The 21,483-nt window shown below is 47.8% G+C and carries 14 protein-coding genes; 11 read left to right on the top strand and 3 right to left on the bottom strand.

The features are described from left to right. The first annotated feature begins 479 nt into the window (after nucleotides 1–479). The 10 genes from AKL11_RS13360 to AKL11_RS13405 all read left to right on the top strand — a co-directional run bounded on the left by AKL11_RS13360 (nucleotide 480) and on the right by AKL11_RS13405 (nucleotide 14,910). Nucleotides 480–3,182, top strand: a complete 2,703-nt coding sequence (locus AKL11_RS13360; protein WP_067518200.1) for a TonB-dependent receptor — start codon at nucleotides 480–482, stop codon at nucleotides 3,180–3,182. A gap of 245 nt (nucleotides 3,183–3,427) precedes the next feature. After that, entirely contained in the window at nucleotides 3,428–5,398 is a 1,971-nt protein-coding gene (locus AKL11_RS13365; protein ID WP_067518202.1) for a phytase, read from the top strand. Nucleotides 5,399–5,401: 3 nt separating this feature from the next. Further along, nucleotides 5,402–6,205 carry a DUF3450 domain-containing protein gene (locus AKL11_RS13370; RefSeq protein WP_067518205.1) on the top strand — a complete coding sequence of 268 codons (804 nt, stop codon included), beginning with the start codon at nucleotides 5,402–5,404 and terminating at the stop codon, nucleotides 6,203–6,205. Continuing rightward, entirely contained in the window at nucleotides 6,202–7,623 is a 1,422-nt protein-coding gene (locus tag AKL11_RS13375) for a MotA/TolQ/ExbB proton channel family protein (RefSeq protein ID WP_095210367.1), read from the top strand. The genes AKL11_RS13370 and AKL11_RS13375 overlap by 4 nt, the downstream gene beginning before the upstream one ends. Beyond that, nucleotides 7,620–8,183: a MotA/TolQ/ExbB proton channel family protein gene (locus AKL11_RS13380; RefSeq protein WP_095210368.1), complete on the top strand. Its 564-nt coding sequence runs from the start codon at nucleotides 7,620–7,622 to the stop codon at nucleotides 8,181–8,183. The genes AKL11_RS13375 and AKL11_RS13380 overlap by 4 nt, the downstream gene beginning before the upstream one ends. Further along, nucleotides 8,180–8,593, top strand: coding sequence for an ExbD/TolR family protein (locus AKL11_RS13385; RefSeq protein WP_067518212.1), 414 nt, complete (start codon nucleotides 8,180–8,182; stop codon nucleotides 8,591–8,593). Before AKL11_RS13380 ends, AKL11_RS13385 begins: the two co-directional genes overlap by 4 nt. Then, nucleotides 8,590–9,264, top strand: coding sequence for an energy transducer TonB (locus AKL11_RS13390; protein WP_095210369.1), 675 nt, complete (start codon nucleotides 8,590–8,592; stop codon nucleotides 9,262–9,264). The genes AKL11_RS13385 and AKL11_RS13390 overlap by 4 nt, the downstream gene beginning before the upstream one ends. 18 nt (nucleotides 9,265–9,282) lie before the next feature. Then, entirely contained in the window at nucleotides 9,283–10,512 is a 1,230-nt protein-coding gene (locus AKL11_RS13395) for a tetratricopeptide repeat protein (protein ID WP_067518214.1), read from the top strand. Between the two features lie 151 nt (nucleotides 10,513–10,663). After that, nucleotides 10,664–11,818: an efflux RND transporter periplasmic adaptor subunit gene (locus AKL11_RS13400; protein WP_157673562.1), complete on the top strand. Its 1,155-nt coding sequence runs from the start codon at nucleotides 10,664–10,666 to the stop codon at nucleotides 11,816–11,818. Between the two features lie 2 nt (nucleotides 11,819–11,820). After that, nucleotides 11,821–14,910, top strand: coding sequence for an efflux RND transporter permease subunit (locus tag AKL11_RS13405; RefSeq protein WP_067518218.1), 3,090 nt, complete (start codon nucleotides 11,821–11,823; stop codon nucleotides 14,908–14,910). A 58-nt stretch (nucleotides 14,911–14,968) separates the two neighbouring features. Here the strand turns inward: AKL11_RS13405 and AKL11_RS13410 are convergent, their stop codons facing one another. The 3 genes from AKL11_RS13410 to cydD form a co-directional block, all read right to left on the bottom strand. After that, the gene (locus AKL11_RS13410; protein WP_067518220.1) at nucleotides 14,969–16,645 is read right to left on the bottom strand and encodes an AarF/UbiB family protein; all 1,677 of its coding nucleotides are present in this window, start codon (nucleotides 16,643–16,645) and stop codon (nucleotides 14,969–14,971) included. Between the two features lie 179 nt (nucleotides 16,646–16,824). Beyond that, the gene (gene cydC, locus AKL11_RS13415; RefSeq protein ID WP_067518222.1) at nucleotides 16,825–18,507 is read right to left on the bottom strand and encodes a heme ABC transporter ATP-binding protein/permease CydC; all 1,683 of its coding nucleotides are present in this window, start codon (nucleotides 18,505–18,507) and stop codon (nucleotides 16,825–16,827) included. Beyond that, entirely contained in the window at nucleotides 18,497–20,305 is a 1,809-nt protein-coding gene (gene cydD / locus AKL11_RS13420; protein ID WP_067518224.1) for a heme ABC transporter permease/ATP-binding protein CydD, read from the bottom strand. The genes cydC and cydD overlap by 11 nt, the downstream gene beginning before the upstream one ends. A gap of 186 nt (nucleotides 20,306–20,491) precedes the next feature. Here cydD and trmJ point away from each other — a divergent pair, with 186 nt between their 5' ends. Further along, nucleotides 20,492–21,235: a tRNA (cytosine(32)/uridine(32)-2'-O)-methyltransferase TrmJ gene (gene trmJ, locus AKL11_RS13425; RefSeq protein WP_067518492.1), complete on the top strand. Its 744-nt coding sequence runs from the start codon at nucleotides 20,492–20,494 to the stop codon at nucleotides 21,233–21,235. The last annotated feature ends 248 nt before the right edge of the window (nucleotides 21,236–21,483 follow it).

A 21,483-nucleotide genomic window follows, 5' to 3' on the forward strand; every position in this document is an offset into this window, starting at 1 on the left:
GGAGGCAATAGAGGAATATATCGAAAAACATAACGAGAAGCCCAAGCCGTTTATATGGACAGCCAAGGCTAATGACATACTGGAGAAGGTAGTTCGAGCTAATTGCCGCTTAAGCAGCAAAAAGAACGGCGCACTACACTAGAATCCCCATTTTTAAATCAAATCCATCATTGAAACGGAAGCATATGATGAGAAAGTGACAAAATTATGAAAGTGACCACGATCTTCAAATAGTCAAATCAGCTCATTAGACATGAGCAATACTCGATCAATAAGCTTTTTCCCGCTGTTTATGATTATTGATATACGGATTCGATTGGTTTTTATCGGCAGTCAAATAAGCTCATTTCTTCCTTAATTTCCAGCCAAACACCTAAAAAACAAGCTTCCTTATTTTATTTGTCACAAAACTGTCAATCAATTTGCCCAGTCTATAGCCATCTCAATAACAACAACGTTGCAACTTAGTGAGGCAATCAATGACTTCGCAACCATCCAATTTGAATCTGTTCAGGCCTGCCCTATTGGCTATAGCCATCAGTTCATCAATCCATTCAGCTCCGATGCTAGCCGATGGCATCGTGTCCGGAAAACTGGTGACTGAAGGGCGACAGCTGTCTCTTCAGGGTGCCGCCGTCCGTCTTGAAGAACTGAACCTTGAAACCGCCACCAACCGCGAAGGCGAGTTTCAATTCCCTGCCATAAAGTCTGGTCAATATACGCTTAGCATCGAATATCTTGGTGCAGAAAAAATGAGTCGCACAGTCAATGTTACGGATGACGAAACATTGAATGAACTATTCACTTTACCCGCTGCGGGCGTGACGGAACATGTGCTCGTGGTTGGTCGAGCAGCGAATATTAACCGCTCTCTCAACCAACAACGTGTTGCAGACGGTATCATCAGCGCAGTAAATGTGGATGCCATTGGTCAATTACCGGATGCCAATGTGGCAGAAGCACTTCGTCGTGTTTCAGGTGTCTCTGTTGAAATGGATCAGGGTGAAGGACGTAAAGTCAGTGTTCGTGGACTATCTCCAAACCTGAATTCAGTATCCATCAATGGGGTCATGGTGCCTTCACCCAACAGCGGTGATCGGGCAGTCAATCTAGACGTGGTGCCATCCGAGTTACTTGAATCGTTAGAGGTCACTAAAACACTGACACCTGATATGGATGCCGATGCCATAGGCGGCACCGTCAATATAAAGAGCCTGTCCGCCTTTGATCGCGATGGATTCTTCTACAAGCTCAGCGCTGATGCGGCACATCAGGACAAAACCGGCCAAGACAGCCCTGGTCTTGCAGCGACGGTCAGCAATGTTTTCAGCGTTGGTGATGGACAAGACAACTTCGGTGTTGCTGCTGCAGTGAGCTGGAATAACCGCAAATTTGGTTCCGACAATGTTGAAACCGGCGGTGAATGGGATTTTGACAACACTACCCCCTTACTGAAAGAAGTAGAACTGAGGGATTACAGCATTGAACGTGAAAGGCTCGGCGTCACTCTCAATGTTGATTATGAGCTGAATGAAAATAACAGTATTTACTTGCGAAATCTCTATAGTAAATACGAAGACACCGAGCTTCGTGATTCCGTAACGATGGAATTCGATGGCGGTATTGCAGAAGGAGGCACTGGCAACCTGGATGGCGGAGAGGCAAAACGGGAACTGAAAGATCGTCAAGAAGATCGTCAAGAAGTTCAAACTATCATCTCTTCCGTTTTCGGAGGCACCAGCAGACATAAACAATGGACCGCTGATTACAGTCTCAGCTACAGTCAAGCAAAAGAAAATAAGCCGGACGCGGTAGAGTCAGTCTTTGAAACAGACACCATCTCTGGGGATTTCACGTTTACTGACAGCCAGAAACCCAACCTGGTTGGGCCTGATAATTTTTATCAAGCTAATAGCTACGAACTTAAGGAAGCAGAACTCAGTGATGCCTCCACGGAAGATGAGATCGTTGCTCTCAAACTGGATCTGACCAAAGATTTTGAATGGCAGAACAAACCAGCGCTGGTGAAGTTCGGTGGAAAAATCAGTCGTCGTGATAAAGAAGCGTCAGAAGACGTTTGGATCGTCGAAAATATTGATTTACCAATGACCGATTTTATCCGGGGTGACGCGGATTACAATCTTGGGCGCTTTGGCCCAGCGGTTAATGGCAGTGCAGTAAGAGATGCCATTGCCTCACTGTCAGAAGCGCTGGATGAAGAAGCGTCTGCTGTTAATGATTATGAAATTTCCGAAGACATCAATGCTGCCTATTTGATGGGTAAATTGGATGTTGACCAATGGCGACTGATCAGTGGCATTCGCTACGAATCGACTCAGTTCAAAACCAAAGGGTTTGGCTATGACGACGGGAGCGTTGTCAGAAAGACCAGTAGCAAGAATTATGACCATTGGTTACCTGCAATACATGCACGTTATCGCATCAATGATCATCAGCAAATCAGAGCCGCCTGGACCCATTCGGTAGTTCGCCCCATATTCGATCAGGCAAGGCCTGGCTACATTATTGATGGTATTGAAGGTGAGTTTGGTAATCCCGATCTTGATCCTACAGAATCCAGCAATCTGGATATCGGTATAGAAACGTACCTCGGTCGTGCGGGAGTATTTTCAGCCTTTATCTTCTATAAAGATCTCAGTAACTTTATCTACTCAACCGATCTCGCCGGTACCGGTGCTTACGCCAGTTATGATGAGGCCAAAATTGCCGTTAATGGCGATAAAGGAACGCTATACGGTCTTGAACTGGCCTATTCCAAACAATTCTCTAACCTTCCAGCCCCCTGGAATGGCTTGCTACTCAATTCAAACATCACGTTTACAGATTCCAAAGCAGAAGTGGCTGGCTCAGATAACGGCAATACCGTCACTCGAAATGTGCGGTTGCCAGGACAGTCCGACGTCACGGCCAACCTGGAACTGGGCTACGAGTGGGATCGCCTGAGTGTTCGGCTAGCGGCCAATTATAAGTCTGACTACCTGGATGAGATCACTAAGGTTTCTGACAAACGCTACGACCTTTATGTAGATGACCATACCCAGCTGGATCTGACTACCCGTTACCAGTTCAGCGATCAGCTTCAGGTCTTTTTCCAGGTTATTAATTTGAACGATGCCGCCTATTACAAATATACGGGCAGTTCAGATGGGTGCTCCGCCTGATTGATGTATGAATTATGTGCGCGAAGTCTTGCTTGCCTAAGGGGCATAAATACTGCTGGTTCTACTGATGATATGTGCCTATATAAAGCACATAAAGTGCTTGATCCCTTGAGTAACGTGACTTTCCAAGGAGTTACATTATTCAGGCTGAGCACCCGTTCAGATTTCAATGCTCAATACGAAGAGTATGGGCCGACCTGGAAACTAGGCATGACACTGAGCAACTTCTGATAAAGGACGTCACAATGAACACTATTTTCTCAATGGTTGGCAGTGCAAAAGCTCTGACCCTGGTAACAGCCTGCACTGTGGCGATTACCATGATATCTGGATGCAAGAGCATTCAAGATGCAGAGCTTATCTCTGCCAGCCCGATAAAAGACACAGGGCATTTGTCTGGGAAACATATTATCCCTGTTTCAACCCCCACCAGCCAGTCACAACGCTGGCTTGCCACTAGCGAAGTCCATGGCCTGATGCTAGTGGATGACGCTGGCAATGTATTGCATAAAACCGGTGGTGAAGTTGAGACACTGGATATACGACAGAATATTCACTGGCAACAACAATCGATAACCCTTGCTGCCACTGTTGATAAAACCTCTAACCAGCCACAACTATATGCTATTAATGATCAGTCGTCTGAGCTAACCAGACTGTTGAGCATTCCTTCACCTAAATTTGAAATAGAAGACATATGCCTTTTTAAGGACAGCCAGAATCTGTTGCATCTGTTTCTTGTTTCGGAAAAAGGTCTGGGTGAGCAGTGGCTGATTAGTGATCAAAAATCAGGCGTGATCAATCCTTTGCTTGTCAGAACTCTGAGCTTGCCACCAGCGAGTATTGCCTGTTCCGTGGATGATCAACACTCACGCCTGCTGGTGGTAGAGGAAGATCGAGGCGTATGGTCTTACCCTGCGGATGTTGAATCCGGCCATTTCAGAAAAGCCATCACGTTAAGTCATTCCAGCATCACAGATCTGGTGGCGACTCATGATGGCTTTATTGCGGTAAAGCCAAACCAGAGAGAACTCCTTCGCTTTGTTTTGGATAATCAAAGTCAGTTGACGGAGTCTTATCGTTATTCGCTGCAAGGTATCGATGCACCAGAAACCGTCAATGCAAGCTGGGTATCGGATAATAACCGTTTACAGCATCAGTTACGCATTGGTCTGTTCGATGACGAAACAGGGAACTACTTTCAGGCAGCGATCAATGACAGACCAATGAAAACTGAGCCAGCCGAGACGCTGGTGTCCATTGCACCTACAGTGCAAACGCAACCGATTGGCATGCAGGGCGATGTGGCAGACGACCCCGCCATTTGGGTCAATCAATCCTCTCCCGAAAACAGTCTGGTCTTTGGCACTAATAAAAAGAAGGGACTGCACATCTACGATCTGGCGGGCGAGGAACTCCAGTTCTTTCCAAGCGGCAAACTGAACAATGTCGATATCCGTTATGGTTTTCCATCCAGCCAAGGGGTGATTGATCTGGCAGCAGCCAGTAATCGTTCAAATAACAGTATCTCACTGTTCACTATTCTACCCGACAATGGGCAGGTATCCGAAGCTGGCAGCATTCCAACCACGCTCGATAAAGTTTATGGAATTTGCATGTATCAGCCTGCAGCGGATCAAATTCATGTGTTTATTAATGATAAAGACGGTCGTTATGAGCAGTACCAGGTGACGCATCAGAATGGTCAGCTTGGCGGCCAGCTTGTGCGTGCTTTTCGTGTGAACTCTCAACCTGAAGGCTGTGTCGCATCGGACCGTGATGGCACCTTATTTGTCGGCGAAGAAGGTGAAGGTGTCTGGGTCATTGGGGCAAATCCAGAAGATGGCACTGAGCTCAACTCAATTGCGAAAACCGGCGGTATCCTGCAAAGCGATGTGGAAGGGCTGGCTATTTATCATCAAGCCGAGCGCGCATACCTGCTGGTCTCCAGTCAGGGCAATGACAGCTATGTCGTAATGAATGCCCACGCACCTTATGAGATTTATGGTGCATTCCGGGTGGGTATCAATAGTCAGTCTGGCATAGATGGCAGTTCAGAAACCGATGGTATTGAGGTTACCAGTGCCAACCTCGGGCTGCAGTTTCCAAAAGGTATGCTCGTGGTGCAGGACGGTAGAAATCGAATGCCGGAAAACACGCAAAACTTCAAATACATTCCCTGGCAGTCCATTCAAGCTGCTCTGAATCTGGAGTAAACCATGACCCATCGCGATATATGCAGCCGGACTGTAAGCTGGCTTCTGTCAACTGTCCTTTGTTATGTGAGTTTTGCTAACGCCACTGTACAGGAGCTCACCCAATTGGGTGAGCAGAGGATCAAGGCTGGCCAGTCAGCCCAACTCGTCATCGAGTCACTGGATGATGAAACCCGACAGCTTGAATCTCAGTGGTTTCATCTCAAGAAAAAGAAGGAAGGCATTGACGTTTATAACCGTGTACTGCAACAGCAATTGGCTAAACAACAAGCAGAAATTGCGGATATTAAGCAGTCCATTGCTGAAACAGCGGATGTCGAACGGCAGATAATACCCTTAATCAGTCGTATGATCCGTTCACTGGAACAATTCATCGCCCTTGATATGCCATTTCTATTATCAGAAAGGCATCAACGGGTTGCAGAACTGAAGTCTCTGCTGAACAATCCAGGCACCAGCACGTCTGAAAAGCTTGCCAGAACCTTTGCAGCCTATCAGGAAGAAAGTCGTTACGGCAAAACCATCGAGACTTACCCCGGCGAAATCAACATCAATAACCAGCTGCATCAAGTTGATTTCCTGAGAATCGGGCGCGTTGCTTTCCTTTATCAAACATCAGACCGGTCAGCCCTTGGCGCCTGGAACGCTGAGCAGGCTCAGTGGGTTCAGTTACCGGTTTCAGACTATCAGCGCCACTTTGTCCGTGGCGTCGAGATTGCCTCCAAAAAAGCGGCACCCGACATGCTGACAATTCCTCTGTTTCATATCGACACCATAATCCGTCCAATTTTGGGAGAGCAATCATGAAACACAAAATGATGGCTTCCATTCTATTGACCACGGTTTGTCTGGCAGTGACTTCTGCCTGGGGAGATACCGAACCACTGTCGATGGACAGTTTGCTGCATCAGGTCAAATCCGGCATCAACAATGACCGGCTGAACCATGACAACAAACGAAATCTGTTTCAGCTGGAAAAAAGCCAGCAGGAACAGAAATTGGCTCAGCTTCAAGAGGCGATCGCGCAAACAGAGAAGCACAGTCGTGTACTTGAGACACAACTTGATGACAGCAACGACCAACTTGAAGTGCTGAATGACACACTGACAGTAAAGTTAGGCACTTTAAAAGAACTGTTTGGCTCCCTCCAGCAGGTTGCCAATGAAACCCGAGGTGATTTTAAAGATTCCATCACACAGGTTCAGTTTCCTGAGCGAGATCTTTTCCTGAGTGATTTTTCCCAGAAAATGGGCGAAGCAACACGACTTCCGGACACTCAGGAGCTTGAACAACTCTGGTTTGAGTTACAACGGGAAATGGTAGAGTCCGGGAAAGTTCGTCAGATTGACGCCAATGACTCAACCACCCTGACACGCATTGGCTTGTTCAATATCGTGCAACAAGAACAGTATCTGCAATACATTCCTGCCACGGGGCAAATCACTCCCCTCAGCAAACAACCTGCCACTGCCTCCACACTCTCGAGCCTGAATAATACCGGTGAATTTCCGGTAAAAGTGGCCATCGACCCAACACGCGGCCAACTGCTTGAGCTATTGATGGATGTGCCAGAGCTGAGCGAACGGATCAAACAGGGAGGTATCATTGGTTATTTCATTCTGGGGCTCGGGCTCATAGCATTTCTCCTCGCTGCGGAGAGAACATTAACGCTGGTCTCTCTAAGACGAAAAGTCAGCTGGCAAAAACTGAATATGGAAACACCGTTAGAGACGAACCCTCTGGGTCGTTTAATATTGGGTTATCAACGGTTCAAACACAGCAGTGCTGAAGCCATCGAAATGGCATTCAGTGAAATTCTGACCCACGAAATACCGGCACTGCAGAAACGACTGACACTCTTGAAAACCATCGCTGTGGTTTCACCACTGTTAGGACTTCTCGGCACAGTGACGGGCATGATTGTCACTTTTCAGGCCATTACGCTATTCGGCACCGGTGACCCACGGATGATGGCTGGCGGCATTTCTCAGGCACTGGTCACCACCGTAATGGGACTTACTGCAGCGATACCTGCCATGTTACTCCATTCATTGGTCAGCCATCAGGCCAGAACTCTGTCTCAGACACTGGAGGAATATGCTGCCAGTATGATTACGGGTTCCTTGCATTCTGTAACTCCAGAAAAGCAGAATTCTCCGTTGACGTTTATCACCTCCCCTAAGGAAGAAAGTTCGCCATTCATAAAAGAGGCAGAAGTCGTATGATGGATGCCATTATCTTACCCCTTGAGGAATTCATGCATCAGGGTGGGCCAGTACTCTTTGCCATCGCACTGGTTTCATCGCTGTTATGGATGCTGGTTTTTGATCGTATCGCCTTCCTTGCAAACCATTACCCAGATTTTAAACATCGGGCAGTGACTGAATGGCGTAATCGTCCGGATTTGCCTTTAAAAACTGATCAGATCGTCAGGGAGCGACTGATCAACATCACTTTAGGGCGAATTCATAACCGCTATTCACTGATCAATACCATCATCGCCATCTGCCCATTATTAGGTTTGCTGGGTACCGTTACCGGTATGCTGGATGTGTTCCAGATCATGTCGTCATCCGGTACCGGCAGTGCACGGGCCATGGCGGATGGTGTTTCCAGAGCGACCATCCCCACAATGGCCGGAATGGTTGCGGCCCTTTCCGGTCTCCTAGCCATGATCTGGTTAAACCTGCGTTACCGTCAGGAGCAGGCTGAGTTAAGCCGATCTTTAAAACTTGGCCGCCACTCCCCTACTGCAGATAACCATTCCCGAGGTGTCACAGTATGAAAAAGTTTGCATGGCAGCAGGATAATGAGCAGGAATTAAACGTTGATATGACGCCCATGCTGGATGTGGTGTTTATTTTGCTGATCTTTTTTATCGTCACCGCCAGTTTTATCAAAGAGACCGGCATTGACGTTAACCGTCCGCAGGCATCAACCGGTCAACAACAGGAAACCGCATCCCTTTTGGTGGCTTTATCCGCAGACGACAGCATCTGGATTGATGGCAGAAAAATTGACCCGCTTTCAGTAAGGGCAAACATTGAACGACTTCACAGCGAAAATCCACAAGGGACTCTGGTTATTCAGGCCGACAAAATGTCGCGGAATGAAACACTGGTGACGGTAATGGATGCAGCTCGTGCGGCCGGCGTTGTCAACCTCGCCATTGCCACTTCAGAGAGGGCGCAATGACTTCTGTGATTTCAGACGCCACAGGCACCAACAATGTTCTAATTAGCATCAAACGTGTCAGCCGCAATGTGACATTGCTTCTATTAGGCGTGTTATTTGCGGCAATATTGTTTCTTTGCATGAAAAGTCTCATCCCTCACTCAGAAGATGAGCTCAAAATGCCTTCAGAACGGGGGCAGCTGAATTTCATCCGAATCAAACCGCCTGAAAAACCAATGAACAAAAAAAACAAACCCAAAGCACCGCCGCTGCCGAAACCGGCTCCGTTACCTCCAGCCATGCCTTCGTTTGACCTGCAAACACCCGTTTTGGAGGCCATACCGCTGGCAGCACCTTCTGATATACCGCAACTTTCAATGAATGGATTTGGTTTTAACCTGGGCGCAAAACAAGAAGGAGAATACCTGCCCATTGTAAAAGTGGCGCCGCTTTACCCGCAGAAAGCGTTGGACCGAGCCATTGAAGGCCATTGTACTGTTGAATACACCGTCAACAAAGACGGTTCTGTGGGTGATATATCCGTTATTGAAAGCCTGTGTACCAGCTGGCTGTTTCATAAACCCTCCATTAACGCCGCACAACGTTTTCGTTATCAACCCAAAGTCGTGAATGGTCAGCCCGTAGCGGTATTTGGACTTCGAAATCAATTTACTTATCAGCTAAAACCATAAGCAATGATGGATAATTTCATGCATCGTCTCACTCTTTTGTTCTTCTTAATCGGTTTTACATTCACCACCCAGGCCTCCTTCAGGGAAACTTATGCCCTCTCAGAACCCATCTATCAAGCATTGGAATCAGCAAGGGAGCTGGCCGCGGGAGAACAGTATCAATCGGCTTTGAACATACTACTCCCCTTACGACAAAAGACGTCTTTAACGGACTATGAGCAAGCCCAGATCTGGAATCTGAAAGGATACATTGATTATCTGCAATCAAACCCAGGACAAGCCATCAAAGCCTATAAACAGATATTGCTCATTAATGATATTCCTGAGGCGTTAAGCATCAGTACGCTTCGAACCCTTGCCCAGCTTTCATTTACCGAAGAAGATTACCTTCAAGCCATCCATTATGCCCATGAAACCATTAAACGCTCGTCGTCTGATCAACTCGATCTGAAACTGCTCATCGCTCATGGGGAATACCAGAGGAAACAATACTCTGCCAGTATCCAGCAACTGGAAAACATGATTGCTAACGAACAACAACCTCCAGAAAGTTGGTTGCAACTGCTCCGAATCAATTATCAGATGGTTAATGACCTGCCCAACAGTGCTCGTGTACTGGAATGGCTGGTTAATGACTTCAGAAATAGGGAGTATATGCTCGCCCTGTCTGCCGTTTATAGCCAGCAGGATGAATTTGATAAACAACTGACGTTACTGGAAAGTCTCCATGACCAACAGCAACTGTCCAGCGAGACACACCTCAACGCTCTCGTGGCGCTCTATCTGCAGGAAGGCATTCCAGATAAAGCAGCACAGGTTCTGGAGCAGGGAATGGCCGCTAATAAACTGACATCTTCGTTGGAAAACCTCCACCTGTTGTCTCAAGCCTATATGCTCTCAAGAAACGATATCAAAGGCATTGCTACCCTGAAAATCGCTGCAAAAAATAATACAACTGGTGAATCAGATTTGTTACTGGCTCGCGCTTATCTTTCACAACGGCAATGGGTAAAAGCACAAAGCCACTTGGAAGGTGCTCTGGATAAAGGCGTTGAAGCAAAAGAAGGTGTTTGGTTTTTACTGGGCATGAGCCAGTTTTATCAGAATGATTTAGTGGCAGCCAATAAAACCCTCAAACAGATCACAGCATCCAACCGTACCTCAAAGCATGCTAAAGCTGCTGAAAAATGGCTCAATCACATTCGAGTCGAGCAGGCGCGAGTCCAGTTATTAAATGAGAATTCTTAGTATTAACAACCATTTCCTGCAACCTCCAAAGCCGCCACTATTGCACTTGATACAATTTGCGACAATTGGGTTGATATTACTGGGTATGTTTGACGCCCTTCACCCCTATAATCCGCACAATTTTTATATTTCAGTTTTGGGAACGCGGGTAATGTCAGTACGCCCTCTCTTTCAACCGCCATGGTTGGCTCAGTACAACCGCAAGCATCCGGTTAAGCAGCTTATCTGCCTACTGGCGCTCGCTGGCACACTTTTCACATTGCCCATGGCATCCGTTGCAGCGCCTGATGGTGCGCCTGGTGGTGCGCAGGCGCCGGTTGTGACGGCTTTTCCCGTTATGGAAACGTCTGTGCAACAAAAGATACTGGCCCTCGGCAATCTGTCGGCCAATCAATCCGTCGACATCACGCCGCAAATCAACGGCCGCATCGTCAGCCTTAATCTACAGGATGGCGGTTATGTAAAATCCGGTACACTGCTGGTTGAAATGGACGGGCGTGAGCAGACGGCGGTGGTCGAAAAAGCCCGGATCAATTTGCAGGATGCAAAACGTCAACTGACGAATATGGAAGCTCTGAATAAGAAAAAAGCCATTTCCATTGATGAGCTGAAAGCACAAAAAGCCACTGTCGACGGACTGGCCGCCACTCTTCAGGCCGAGCAAGTCAAGCTGGATCATTACACCCTTGAAGCCCCGTTTGCCGGAAACCTGAGTTTTCATAATGTCAGCGCTGGCGCATTGATTAATGCCGGTTCCATCATTACCACACTGGATGACCTGAGCACGATGAAACTGGATTTCTCTCTGCCAGAAAACAGTTTGAGTCATATTGACATTGGCACACCGGTATCCGCCACATCCGATGCCTGGCCGGGAGAAACCTTCCAGGGCACTGTCACCAGCATCAGCCCAAGAATCGACCCCATTAACCTGACGTTTCAGGTTCGCGCCCAGATGGACAATACATCGCAACAGCTGCGTCCGGGCATGTTGATGAAGACTAGTATTCAACGCTCTGCTATCGAGAGGTTGGTGGTGCCTTCCCGTAGCATTCTGTTTGACGGCAACCGACGCTTTGTCTTTGTGATCGATGAACAGAGCAAGGTAGAAAAACGACTCATTACCACAGGCGACACCATTGATGAGTTTATCGTTGTGCTATCCGGACTAGCCTCCGGAGAAATGGTGGTGAACGAAGGGATCGTCAAAGTTTCTGACGGCCGACCGGTGAAAATTCTATCCAGTGATCAGCCACGCATCACCGCTAACCCGCAACCTTCTTCCCTCACTGAAGGGCTGCTCTGAACATGATACTGTCCGATCTTTCTATTAAACGCCCGGTCTTTGCCACGGTGGTCAGCCTGTTGTTGATTACCTTTGGTGTCGTCTGCTTTCAGATGCTGCCCGTTCGCGAGCTGCCCGATATCACCGCGCCTACCGTTATGGTGCAAACTTCTTACAGTGGCGCATCTGCTGAAGTGATTGAGAGTAAAATCACCGATGTTATCGAGGATCAACTCGGTGGCATTGAAGGTGTAAAATTTATTGAAAGCACCAGCCGCAATGGCAGCTCACGCATCACGATCGAGTTTTCCTCAGACCGTAATATGGAAACCGCTGCCAATGACGTTCGGGAAGCCATGTCCCGAGTCATCTGGCGCTTGCCGGATGATGCGGAATCGCCCATCGTCTGGAAAAACGACGGCAGTGGTGAAACGATCCTGAGTATCAGCTTGCAAAGTGACACCATGTCACAGATTGAACTCACCGATTACGCCGAGCGAACGCTTCAGGATCGCCTTTCTCTGGTGGATGGTGTTAGTTCCGTTGACGTTATGGGCAGACGCCAATACGTGATGCGTATTGAGTTGGATGCCAATGCCATGGCTGCCCGTCAAATCACCACCAGCGATATTCGCAGCGCCCTGCGCCGGGATAACGTGGAACTGCCCGCTGGCGAACTCACTGACGCCCTGAGAACGTTACCGGTGCGAGTCAACCGGGATTACAACACCATTGATGACTTCCGTCGTTTATTGATTCGTCAGGACGGTTCGAGCAAGGTCTATCTTGAAGACATCGCCACCATTCGAACCGAAGCCAAAGACATTGATTCGCTGGCCAAAGCCAATGGTCGAAACGTTCTCAGTTTGGGTATTGTGCCTCTATCTCAGGCAAACCCTCTGGAAGTGATTGCCAATATCAAGAAAGAGATCGAAGCCTTTAAGCCATTTCTGCCAGAAGGCACGTACCTGACCACCACTCAGGATTCGTCAGTTTACATTCAGTCTTCTATTGATGAAGTGTACGTAACCCTGGGCATGACCATTGCCCTTGTGGTGTTGGTGCTTTATACATTTCTTGGCAATATCCGGGCGACACTGATTCCTGCAGTCACCGTTCCGGTTTCCCTGATCAGCGCCTTTATCGTGATTCACCTGCTTGGTTACTCCATTAACCTTCTGACGCTGCTGGCACTGGTTCTGGCCATCGGTCTGGTGGTGGATGATGCCATTGTTGTCCTTGAGAACATCCATCAACATCTGGAGCGTGGCGAACCACCGTTGCTTGCCGCATGGAAAGGCGCGAGAGAAGTCAGCTTTGCGGTTATTGCGACGACCGTCGTATTGGTTATGACGTTTGTCCCCATCGTCTTTATGGAAGGCTCGGTAGGCAAACTGTTCTCCGAATATGCCATGACGTTAATTGGTGCCGTGGTTTTCTCAAGTCTGATTGCTCTCACACTGTCGCCCATGATGAGCTCCAAGCTGTTGAAGCTGAACGTTAAGCCTTCAAAAGTGAATCTGTGGGTTGATCGCACCAATGAAAAACTGATCACCGGTTATCGAAAGCTGCTGTCCAAAATGCTGGCTTTCCGCTGGTCTGGTTTGATGCTTCTGGTGGCCTCTTTGGGAGTAACCGCCCTGCTCTTCCCGACTATCCCACAAACATTCACACCTCCGGAAGACCGTGGTGAATTCATTGTTATAGTGAAAGGTCCGGACGGCGCCAATTACGAAAGCATGGAAGAGAGCATGTTGCAGCTGGAAGCCATACTGCTGCCGCAATTGGGTCAGGGTGTTCTGAAGTATCTCTTTGTCCGTTCACCGGGCTGGGGCGGCAACAGTGGCAGTAACTCCGGCATACTGATCGGCACGCTTGAAGACTGGGCAGACCGTGACGTCAGTGCCCAGGAGGTAATGAGCCAGGTGCGTCAGTTGGTCGCTGATATTCCCAATGTTCGCGCCATACCGGTTATGCGCTCCACCATTGGTGGGCGTTCTCAGTCCCCGGTTCAGTTTGTGCTCGGTGGTGGCTCGTTTGATCAACTGGTTGAATGGGCGGATATCATCGCTGAAAAAGCGCGAGAAAACCCGGGACTTCAGGATGTGAACGTCGGGTTCAACCAGAATCAGCCTCAACTGGAAATCACCATCAATCGTGAACGGGCCCAGGAGCTTGGGGTGTCTGCGGAAGAAATTGGCGCCACCCTCGAAACCATGTTGGGCGGGGTGACTGACACCACCTTTATGGAACGTGGTGAGGAGTACGACGTCTATCTGCGTGCCAAAGAAGATGCGTTCAATAGCATCACTGATCTGTCGTCTTTGTATGTTCGCTCCCGAACCACCGGCGGTCTTGTTCGGCTCGACAACCTTGTGACCATGGAAGAAGTGGGTAAGGCATCGTCACTAACACACTATAACCGTAACCGCGCCATTACCATTGAAGCCAACCTTGCGGGTAATTACTCCATTGGTGAGGCACTGGAATTTCTGGATCAACAAGTGGTGGAGCACCTGCCACCGGAAGTCATCGTGAACTATAAAGGCGAGTCGCTGGATTATCGAACAAACCAGAGTGCTATTGCCTTTGTCTTCATTATGGCGATGCTGATTGTTTACCTGGTACTTGCAGCGCAGTTTGAAAGCTTTGTACACCCATTGATTGTTATGTTGACGGTGCCACTTGGCCTATCGGGTGCTTTGCTAGGGCTGGCGGTGACCGGCGAAACCCTCAACATTTTCACCCAACTGGCCATGATTATGTTGATTGGTTTGTCGGCTAAAAATGGTATTTTGATCGTGGAGTTTATTAACCAGCTTCGTGATCAGGGTATGACATTTGATCAAGCAGTTCTCGAAGCATCTGCACTGCGCCTTCGCCCTATATTAATGACGGCTTTAACCACGGTTGTGGGTGCCATTCCTCTGCTGCTGGCCAGTGGTGCTGGTGCTGAATTCCGTTTTTCTATTGGCGTTGTGGTATTTTCCGGTGTGACCGTTTCCAGCCTGCTTACTCTGTTTGTTGTGCCTTCCATGTATTCATTTCTGGCACGAAAAACTACCTCACCAGACGCTGTGACCAGAACGCTGGACACACTCATGGCTAAATAATAAAAAAGCCGGGAGTAAATACTTCCGGCTTTTTAAATAAACCTTCCGATGTAAGCGATTAACTTTTCATTTGCTGACGCAGTTGATTGGCAATACACTTCATCTTCTCCATATCCGGTGGTTTGTTACCCTTGATCAACGTCATTGCCCTGAACAGGGCCATAATATCTTTTGGGGTTTTTACACCGTATTGATAAATCATATCAAAGATTTCAATAGAACGTTTTTCCGGTGCTTCGGTATCACCGGCCTTAACCAACGCATCAATGTTCTTTTTGATCGCTTGCCAATCCACTGCACCCGCTTTGAATTTGCCAAGTTTTTTAAGGCTATCAATCACCGCATCCAACGCTTGTTGTCTGCTTATCGGGGGCATAGATTCATGTAATGACCCCGGTTCTTTCAATTCTCTAAGGGCTACTCCTATTTTCTGACTTGCGATGGTTTGTTCTTTTGTATGCTGCAAGGCATTGCCCAAATCAATAAAGTACACACATAGGGCACCATTTTCTTCAGCAACCATAATATTGCCATCATGGATATCGGCGTTGAAAAATCCTGACCGGGAATAACAATAAAGCCACTGGGAAAAAGCAAGAAACTTGATGCTATTGCGAAGGACTTCCAAACGTTCTTTGGTAATGACCGTTTCTGGTATCTTCAATACTCGCTGTAGAATGGCACGTAATTGTTGATCATTCTTGTCAGAAGCGGTCAGCGTTACGCCCTCTACCCGCTGCATCACCATTGAGCGGCGGGTTGTATATCGCGAATCGATTTCAGGCACTTTAAATTTGAGTTTGACGCCTAGATTGTCCAACAACTCAGTATCCGGTGGATCATACAGCCTGCTTATGGGTTCAAGGTCTTGATCATTGATCTCAAATTTTTCACATGCTGGCAATTTGCTGAATACTCTGGCCTGAGTTTGAGTATTTATGGCTTCCTCCGCCAAATTGAGTTCGCTCTTAAAGCTTTCAATAAAATCCGTGAGCGATGCTTTCATGCCAGAACCCAACTTTCCTGGCGCTATAAAATTCACCACTTTCATCAACAGCGTCATCAGATTGATATCCGATAGAATTTTGGCCTCGTTGGCAGGGGAAATAAGTTTGACTACAATAGACTTCGGTGTAATTTTAGCCAGCGTTGGATCTTGAGTCTGTCCTGACTTGGTATAGATGTCATTTACCTCACCAATAGAACCAACACCAAGGTTTGTTCGGTCATCAAGAAGTTCAGGTTCATAATCGATACCTGCTGCTTCAAGGCACCGTATCAACTGCCGGTTACTCATGGGTTTGTTACTGCTGCTCACATGACGCAGAGCTTTCGTGTAATCTTCATGATTACCCCCAAAGAATTTTTTGGCCATGCCTTCAGAACTGCAAATAAATTGAAGCAGCTTAAGAAATACGCCACCCAAACCATCAGCAGCCTGCTGAACACTTTTCGGGCTACCATTTCTTACCATAATATTAATGCTGTAACCCAAAATCTGAATCGACCGATAGCAGGTATACAGACCATTGCCGATTGCATTGAAAAATCGTTGAACAACATTTACTTGTTCGATCTTACGCTGGTGCAACGGTTTATCATGGACAGATGATTCTGCAGCAACCCTCTTGGGAATTAAGAGTTCCGAAGGTTTTTTTTTATGACTTGCTACCGGATTATCCGGAAACAATATCGCTATAGAACTAGCATTTTGTATGGCTAATGACGCAGGCACACCATACTCCTTTATACATTATAAAAATATTAAAGCATGATACTAACGTCTAAGATCCAGGCGTCTAACAAGATGGTTAGCAGCACTAACTAAATTCACAACTTTAACGAATAAGGATAGATTGAATAGATTAACCGTCTACCCAAGCTACCTTTCCATATGGCCGGGTACTTAAAGCATTATTTCATGACTGAGCAGATACCGGATTCCAAAAAATAGACCGAATCCATCTTTTCAAGCAAGGTGGTTTTATGGGTAATCATGATAATCGTGCTGCCTTCAAAAGACTGCAGTACCTCCTCCATCAGTACTTTCTCACTATGGATATCCAACCCTTCTCCGGGTTCATCCAATATCAGAACCGGCGCCGGCTTCAACAACGCTCTGCCGATGGCCAGCCTGCGCTGCTCGCCACCAGAAAGTGCCACTCCACCCTGCCCTAACCAGATATCCAGTAATCCGGCATTGGCACTCTCCGTCATCGCTATTTGTTGAAGCCCGGAACGTTGAATCACTGCCATTAGCATGTCATCGCTGGCATCCGGTGCAGCAAGCTGAAGGTTCTCTCTTAACGTTGCGTTGAATACATCGGTTTTCTGAGGCACCACGGTGATGCCTCGATACAGTTCATGTTCTGAAAACCCGTTGATATTAATTCCATCAATAGAAACGGTTCCAGCTTCTGCTTCGAGGCCTCGAGTTAACAAGGTAATCAGCGTCGACTTTCCGGAACCGGTTTTTCCCAGTATTGCCGTATGACTGCCAGCAGGAATGGTGAGGGACAATTTCTGTAGTACTGGCAGCGCTGATCCATAGTGACAAGTAACGCCAGAGAACCGGACGTTGCCTTTAGTGATGACACCACCGGTTTTTTCAGGAAATGAAACCACCGACGTGCTAACAACCTGACGCAACCGGCCCGCTGCATGACGAGTATGACTTAAGAACTGAAAAGCCATAGGCAGCGGCATTAATGCTTCAAAGCTGGCAAGCACACCAAATACCATCATCACCATCACTGGGCCACTGAAAACACCCTGAGCCATTTCCCCGCTGGCAATAAACAACACTAATAATGACGCTAAGCCAGAACCAGTGACAAACAAAGCAGACCCAAGGCCTTCCAGTGACGACATTCTGGATTGATCATCGATCAAACCACGCTCCATGAGACGAACCTGCTCTCGGCTGGCGTCGTCATTGCCATAGATTTGCTGCTCCGTCATACCCTGAAGATAATCCAACACTTGCTGGCGCAATACAGATTGTTTGATCCCCATGGATTCGCCCGTCTTTTTCCCGGCCACGTAAAAAATCAGCGGCATGGCAATCATCCACAACGTCATGATGGTTAGGACCACCAATGCCACGTTAGTACTGAAAAAGCTGAGAAACAGTGATAACAGCAACGTGACCGTCACCGCAGCGATCAAAGGACTGAGTAATCGCAGATACAGTTGATCAAGAGCATCAATATCCGCCACCAACCGATCTAACAGCTCGCCTTTGCGATAATGCCCAAGGTGCTCCCGGGAAATAGGAACGACCTGATCAAAAAACCAACGCCGTAAGCCGGACAACAGCCGAAAAGTAGCATCATGACTCACTAATCGCTCGGCATAACGGGCTGCGGTTCTGAGAATCGAAAAACCTCGAACACCGGCTCCTGGTGTAAAGAAGTTAAATGTCTGGGCAGTCATTACGGACAATCCGGCAATGGCCGTTGCAGAAATAAACCAGCCGGACAAAGACAACAGGCTAAGGCTGGCCAGCAGAGTGACAATGGCAAGCATGATGCCCAGTGCCAGCAATCCAAGGTGCTGCCGGTAAAGCTTCAGGAAAAACCAGAGATCACGCATCATCAAGGCTCCCGCTGTGTGCACTGAGAAACTGCTGATAGTGCACATTCTCCTTTAATAATGATTCCGGCGAGCCACTGGCCACCAAACGGCCTTTTTCCAGCATGAGAATCTGATCCATCCCCTGCAGCTGATTCAATCGATGGGTAATGGTGATAACCGTACAATCATCCGGAATGGCGTTCAGGGCATCCAGCACCAGAGTTTCGCTGGCCGCGTCCAAACTGGCCGTTGGTTCATCCAGAATCAACACTTTTGCCGGTATCACCAGGGCGCGAGCCAGCGCGATGCGTTGCGCCTGCCCGACGGATAGGTTTCCACCCTGCTCTTTCAAAGGGCTGTCCATACCCTTGGGTAAACTATTCAGGATGTCTAACCCCTGAGCCTTAGCCAGCGCTTGATGGCATTGATCTTTTGTGACTGATCGCCCAAAGGCAATATTGTCGTAAACGGAACCGTGAATAATCAGTGGCAACTGACCCAGCCAGGCAATCTCTGCGCGCCAACTGGCAAGCTCCGTCATGGCCAATGGTTGACCCGCGATGTCTATATCACCTTCGTAATCCCGGAAACCCATTAGCGTATTAATCAGCGTGGTTTTCCCTGCACCGCTGCTGCCAATAATGCCCACCTTTTGACCAGGCTGAAGGCTAAACGACACATCATTCAGTAACAACGGTTGCGAGTGCTGAGACTCTAATCCCGCTTTTACACAAAGCCCCCTGGCAGCAATGGTCAGAGGCTGTTCAGCAGGCACTGCCAAATCACCAGAATGTACCTTCGTATCTTCACGGGACAACACGGCCAAAATGTCTTCTGCAGCACCCACTGCCTTTGCCTTGGCATGATAAAAAGTGCCCAACTCTCGCAAAGGCTGGTAATACTCTGGAGCCAGTAATAACAGGAACAAACCGGTATATAAGCTGACTTCCCCGCCAAAGGTAATGTGCCCAAGGAACGTCATGCCAAGAAACACAGCCACCACCGCAATGGAAATCGAGGCAAAGAACTCAAGTACCGTTGATGATAGAAACGCCAGGCGGAGTACTTGCATGGTTTTCACACGGAAATCTTCGCTGGCGTCAGACAGTTGTTCACTGGTGAACCGGGTTCGTTGAAACAGTTTCAGCGTTTCAAGCCCCTGAAGTCGATCCAGAAAAAAACCACCCAGGCGAGCCAGCGCCTGAAAGTTACGTCGATTCGCTTCTGCGGCTTTCATGCCAACAAACACCATGAACACAGGAATCAAAGGTGCAGTGCCCAGAAATACAATGCCCACCACCCAGCTTTGAGGAAAGGCAACCATCAGGATAATGATGGGAATCATCACCGCCAGCACCATTTGTGGCAGATACTTCGCTACAAATTCCTGCAATTCTTCAACCTGCTCCACCACAATAGCGGACCAACTGCCAGCCGGCCTTTCTGCCACCGCAAGCGGGCCGAGGTTTCGCAGCTTATCCAACAACTGTTTTCTGATAGCAATCCGCACGGCAGCACCTGCACGAAAGCCAAAGAACTCTTTACTCCAAACACAAATACCCCTGAGTACCAGTAATAACAATACCCATAAAAAGTCGGATGTCAGCTGATCTCGGTGGACACCTTCCATCACCATCTGATGAATCATTCCGGCCATCAATGAAGCCTGAAGAATAAGCAAGACCCCATTGAGCATGCCAAACAACATGGAAAACAGTAACCAGTAACGGGAAGCGCCAGTTTGCTGGACTAACCATCGGTAATTCTGTTTCTGGGTACTTTGCCCGGGCGGGCTTTCACTGGCAGAGTGTTGGCTCATATTGATGATGTATATTCCGTACAATCTGGATATATTTACGTGAACACATTGTACATTAAGACAGCACCGCTAAAACCACTGTAAAGACGATTGATGCCATAAAAGCAAAATCCATTCCTGAACTGGTGATCTAAGCTGAGTAGGACGTATAATGCCGACCTTGAATTACCCAACACCATGGTCACCATGCTTCAGAATATCCGCATCATTCTTATTAATACCTTTCACCCCGGCAATATTGGCTCGGCAGCCAGAGCAATGAAAACCATGGGGCTGAGTAATCTATGTCTGGTTACTCCCCAGCGTTTTCCAGCAGCAGATGCTAATTCTATGGCCGCAGGCGCGCTGGATGTCCTTGAAAATGCACGGGTATTTAATGACCTTGATGACGCCATTGCTGATTGCTCTCTGGTCATCGGGACCAGTGCCAGAAGTAGAACCCATACCTTTTCAAGGCCGATGCTGGACGCAAATGACTGTGCAGACAAGCTAGTAAAAGAGTCAAACCAGGGTTCTGTCGCTCTGGTCTTCGGTCAAGAAACCATGGGACTGACGAACAGTGAACTGGAGAAATGTCATTTCCACACCACGATTGACGCAAATCCGGAGTATCCAGTGCTCAATGTCGCATCGGCCATTCAGATTTTGTGTTATGAAATCTATAAGACGTCGACTAAAGTCGAACATTCAATCAACCCTGATACCACTGAACCGGAATACCCTTTAAATCGTGAGCTTGAGCAGTTTTACGCACATCTGGAAGAGAGCCTGACTGATATTGACTTTATCATCCAGCAGCACCCGGGGTTAGTAATGACCAGACTGCGTCGACTGTTCAACCGTTCACGTCCTGAGGTGAAAGAACTCAATATGCTCAGGGGCATCTTGAATGCAGTGCAGAAAACTGCCGGTACAGTCACGACTGATTAATAAACTATAACACCAAAGTCGGGCTAAGTTACCGTTAATGGTTGAATCAGCTAAACTCCTATAAAATCAACGTGGTAGGGGAGTGATATGCAATCTGAACTCTTCCAGAATTTTATTGATTCCATTTCATCATTAAACAGTGAGCAGCGAGACATTCTTAACACCTCGCTCATTAGTGCCCAAATAGAAATTACTGAGGCAGTAGAAACCACTGATTCAGAAACACTTTGCAGTAAATCTTTATCCAA

Source organism: Endozoicomonas ascidiicola (assembly GCF_001646945.1).
Lineage (GTDB): Bacteria > Pseudomonadota > Gammaproteobacteria > Pseudomonadales > Endozoicomonadaceae > Endozoicomonas > Endozoicomonas ascidiicola.

Bases quoted from the DNA above. Each gene is read 5' to 3' on its own strand.
- AKL11_RS13360 (WP_067518200.1), top strand. From the start codon at position 480: ATGACTTCGCAACCATCCAATTTGAATCTGTTCAGGCCTGCCCTATTG.
- cydD (WP_067518224.1), bottom strand. From the start codon at position 20,305: ATGAGCCAACACTCTGCCAGTGAAAGCCCGCCCGGGCAAAGTACCCAG.
- AKL11_RS13375 (WP_095210367.1), top strand. From the start codon at position 6,202: ATGAAACACAAAATGATGGCTTCCATTCTATTGACCACGGTTTGTCTG.
- AKL11_RS13395 (WP_067518214.1), top strand. From the start codon at position 9,283: ATGCATCGTCTCACTCTTTTGTTCTTCTTAATCGGTTTTACATTCACC.
- AKL11_RS13385 (WP_067518212.1), top strand. From the start codon at position 8,180: ATGAAAAAGTTTGCATGGCAGCAGGATAATGAGCAGGAATTAAACGTT.
- AKL11_RS13400 (WP_157673562.1), top strand. From the start codon at position 10,664: ATGTCAGTACGCCCTCTCTTTCAACCGCCATGGTTGGCTCAGTACAAC.
- AKL11_RS13380 (WP_095210368.1), top strand. From the start codon at position 7,620: ATGATGGATGCCATTATCTTACCCCTTGAGGAATTCATGCATCAGGGT.
- cydC (WP_067518222.1), bottom strand. From the start codon at position 18,507: ATGATGCGTGATCTCTGGTTTTTCCTGAAGCTTTACCGGCAGCACCTT.
- AKL11_RS13370 (WP_067518205.1), top strand. From the start codon at position 5,402: ATGACCCATCGCGATATATGCAGCCGGACTGTAAGCTGGCTTCTGTCA.
- AKL11_RS13365 (WP_067518202.1), top strand. From the start codon at position 3,428: ATGAACACTATTTTCTCAATGGTTGGCAGTGCAAAAGCTCTGACCCTG.
- AKL11_RS13405 (WP_067518218.1), top strand. From the start codon at position 11,821: ATGATACTGTCCGATCTTTCTATTAAACGCCCGGTCTTTGCCACGGTG.
- AKL11_RS13390 (WP_095210369.1), top strand. From the start codon at position 8,590: ATGACTTCTGTGATTTCAGACGCCACAGGCACCAACAATGTTCTAATT.
- trmJ (WP_067518492.1), top strand. From the start codon at position 20,492: ATGCTTCAGAATATCCGCATCATTCTTATTAATACCTTTCACCCCGGC.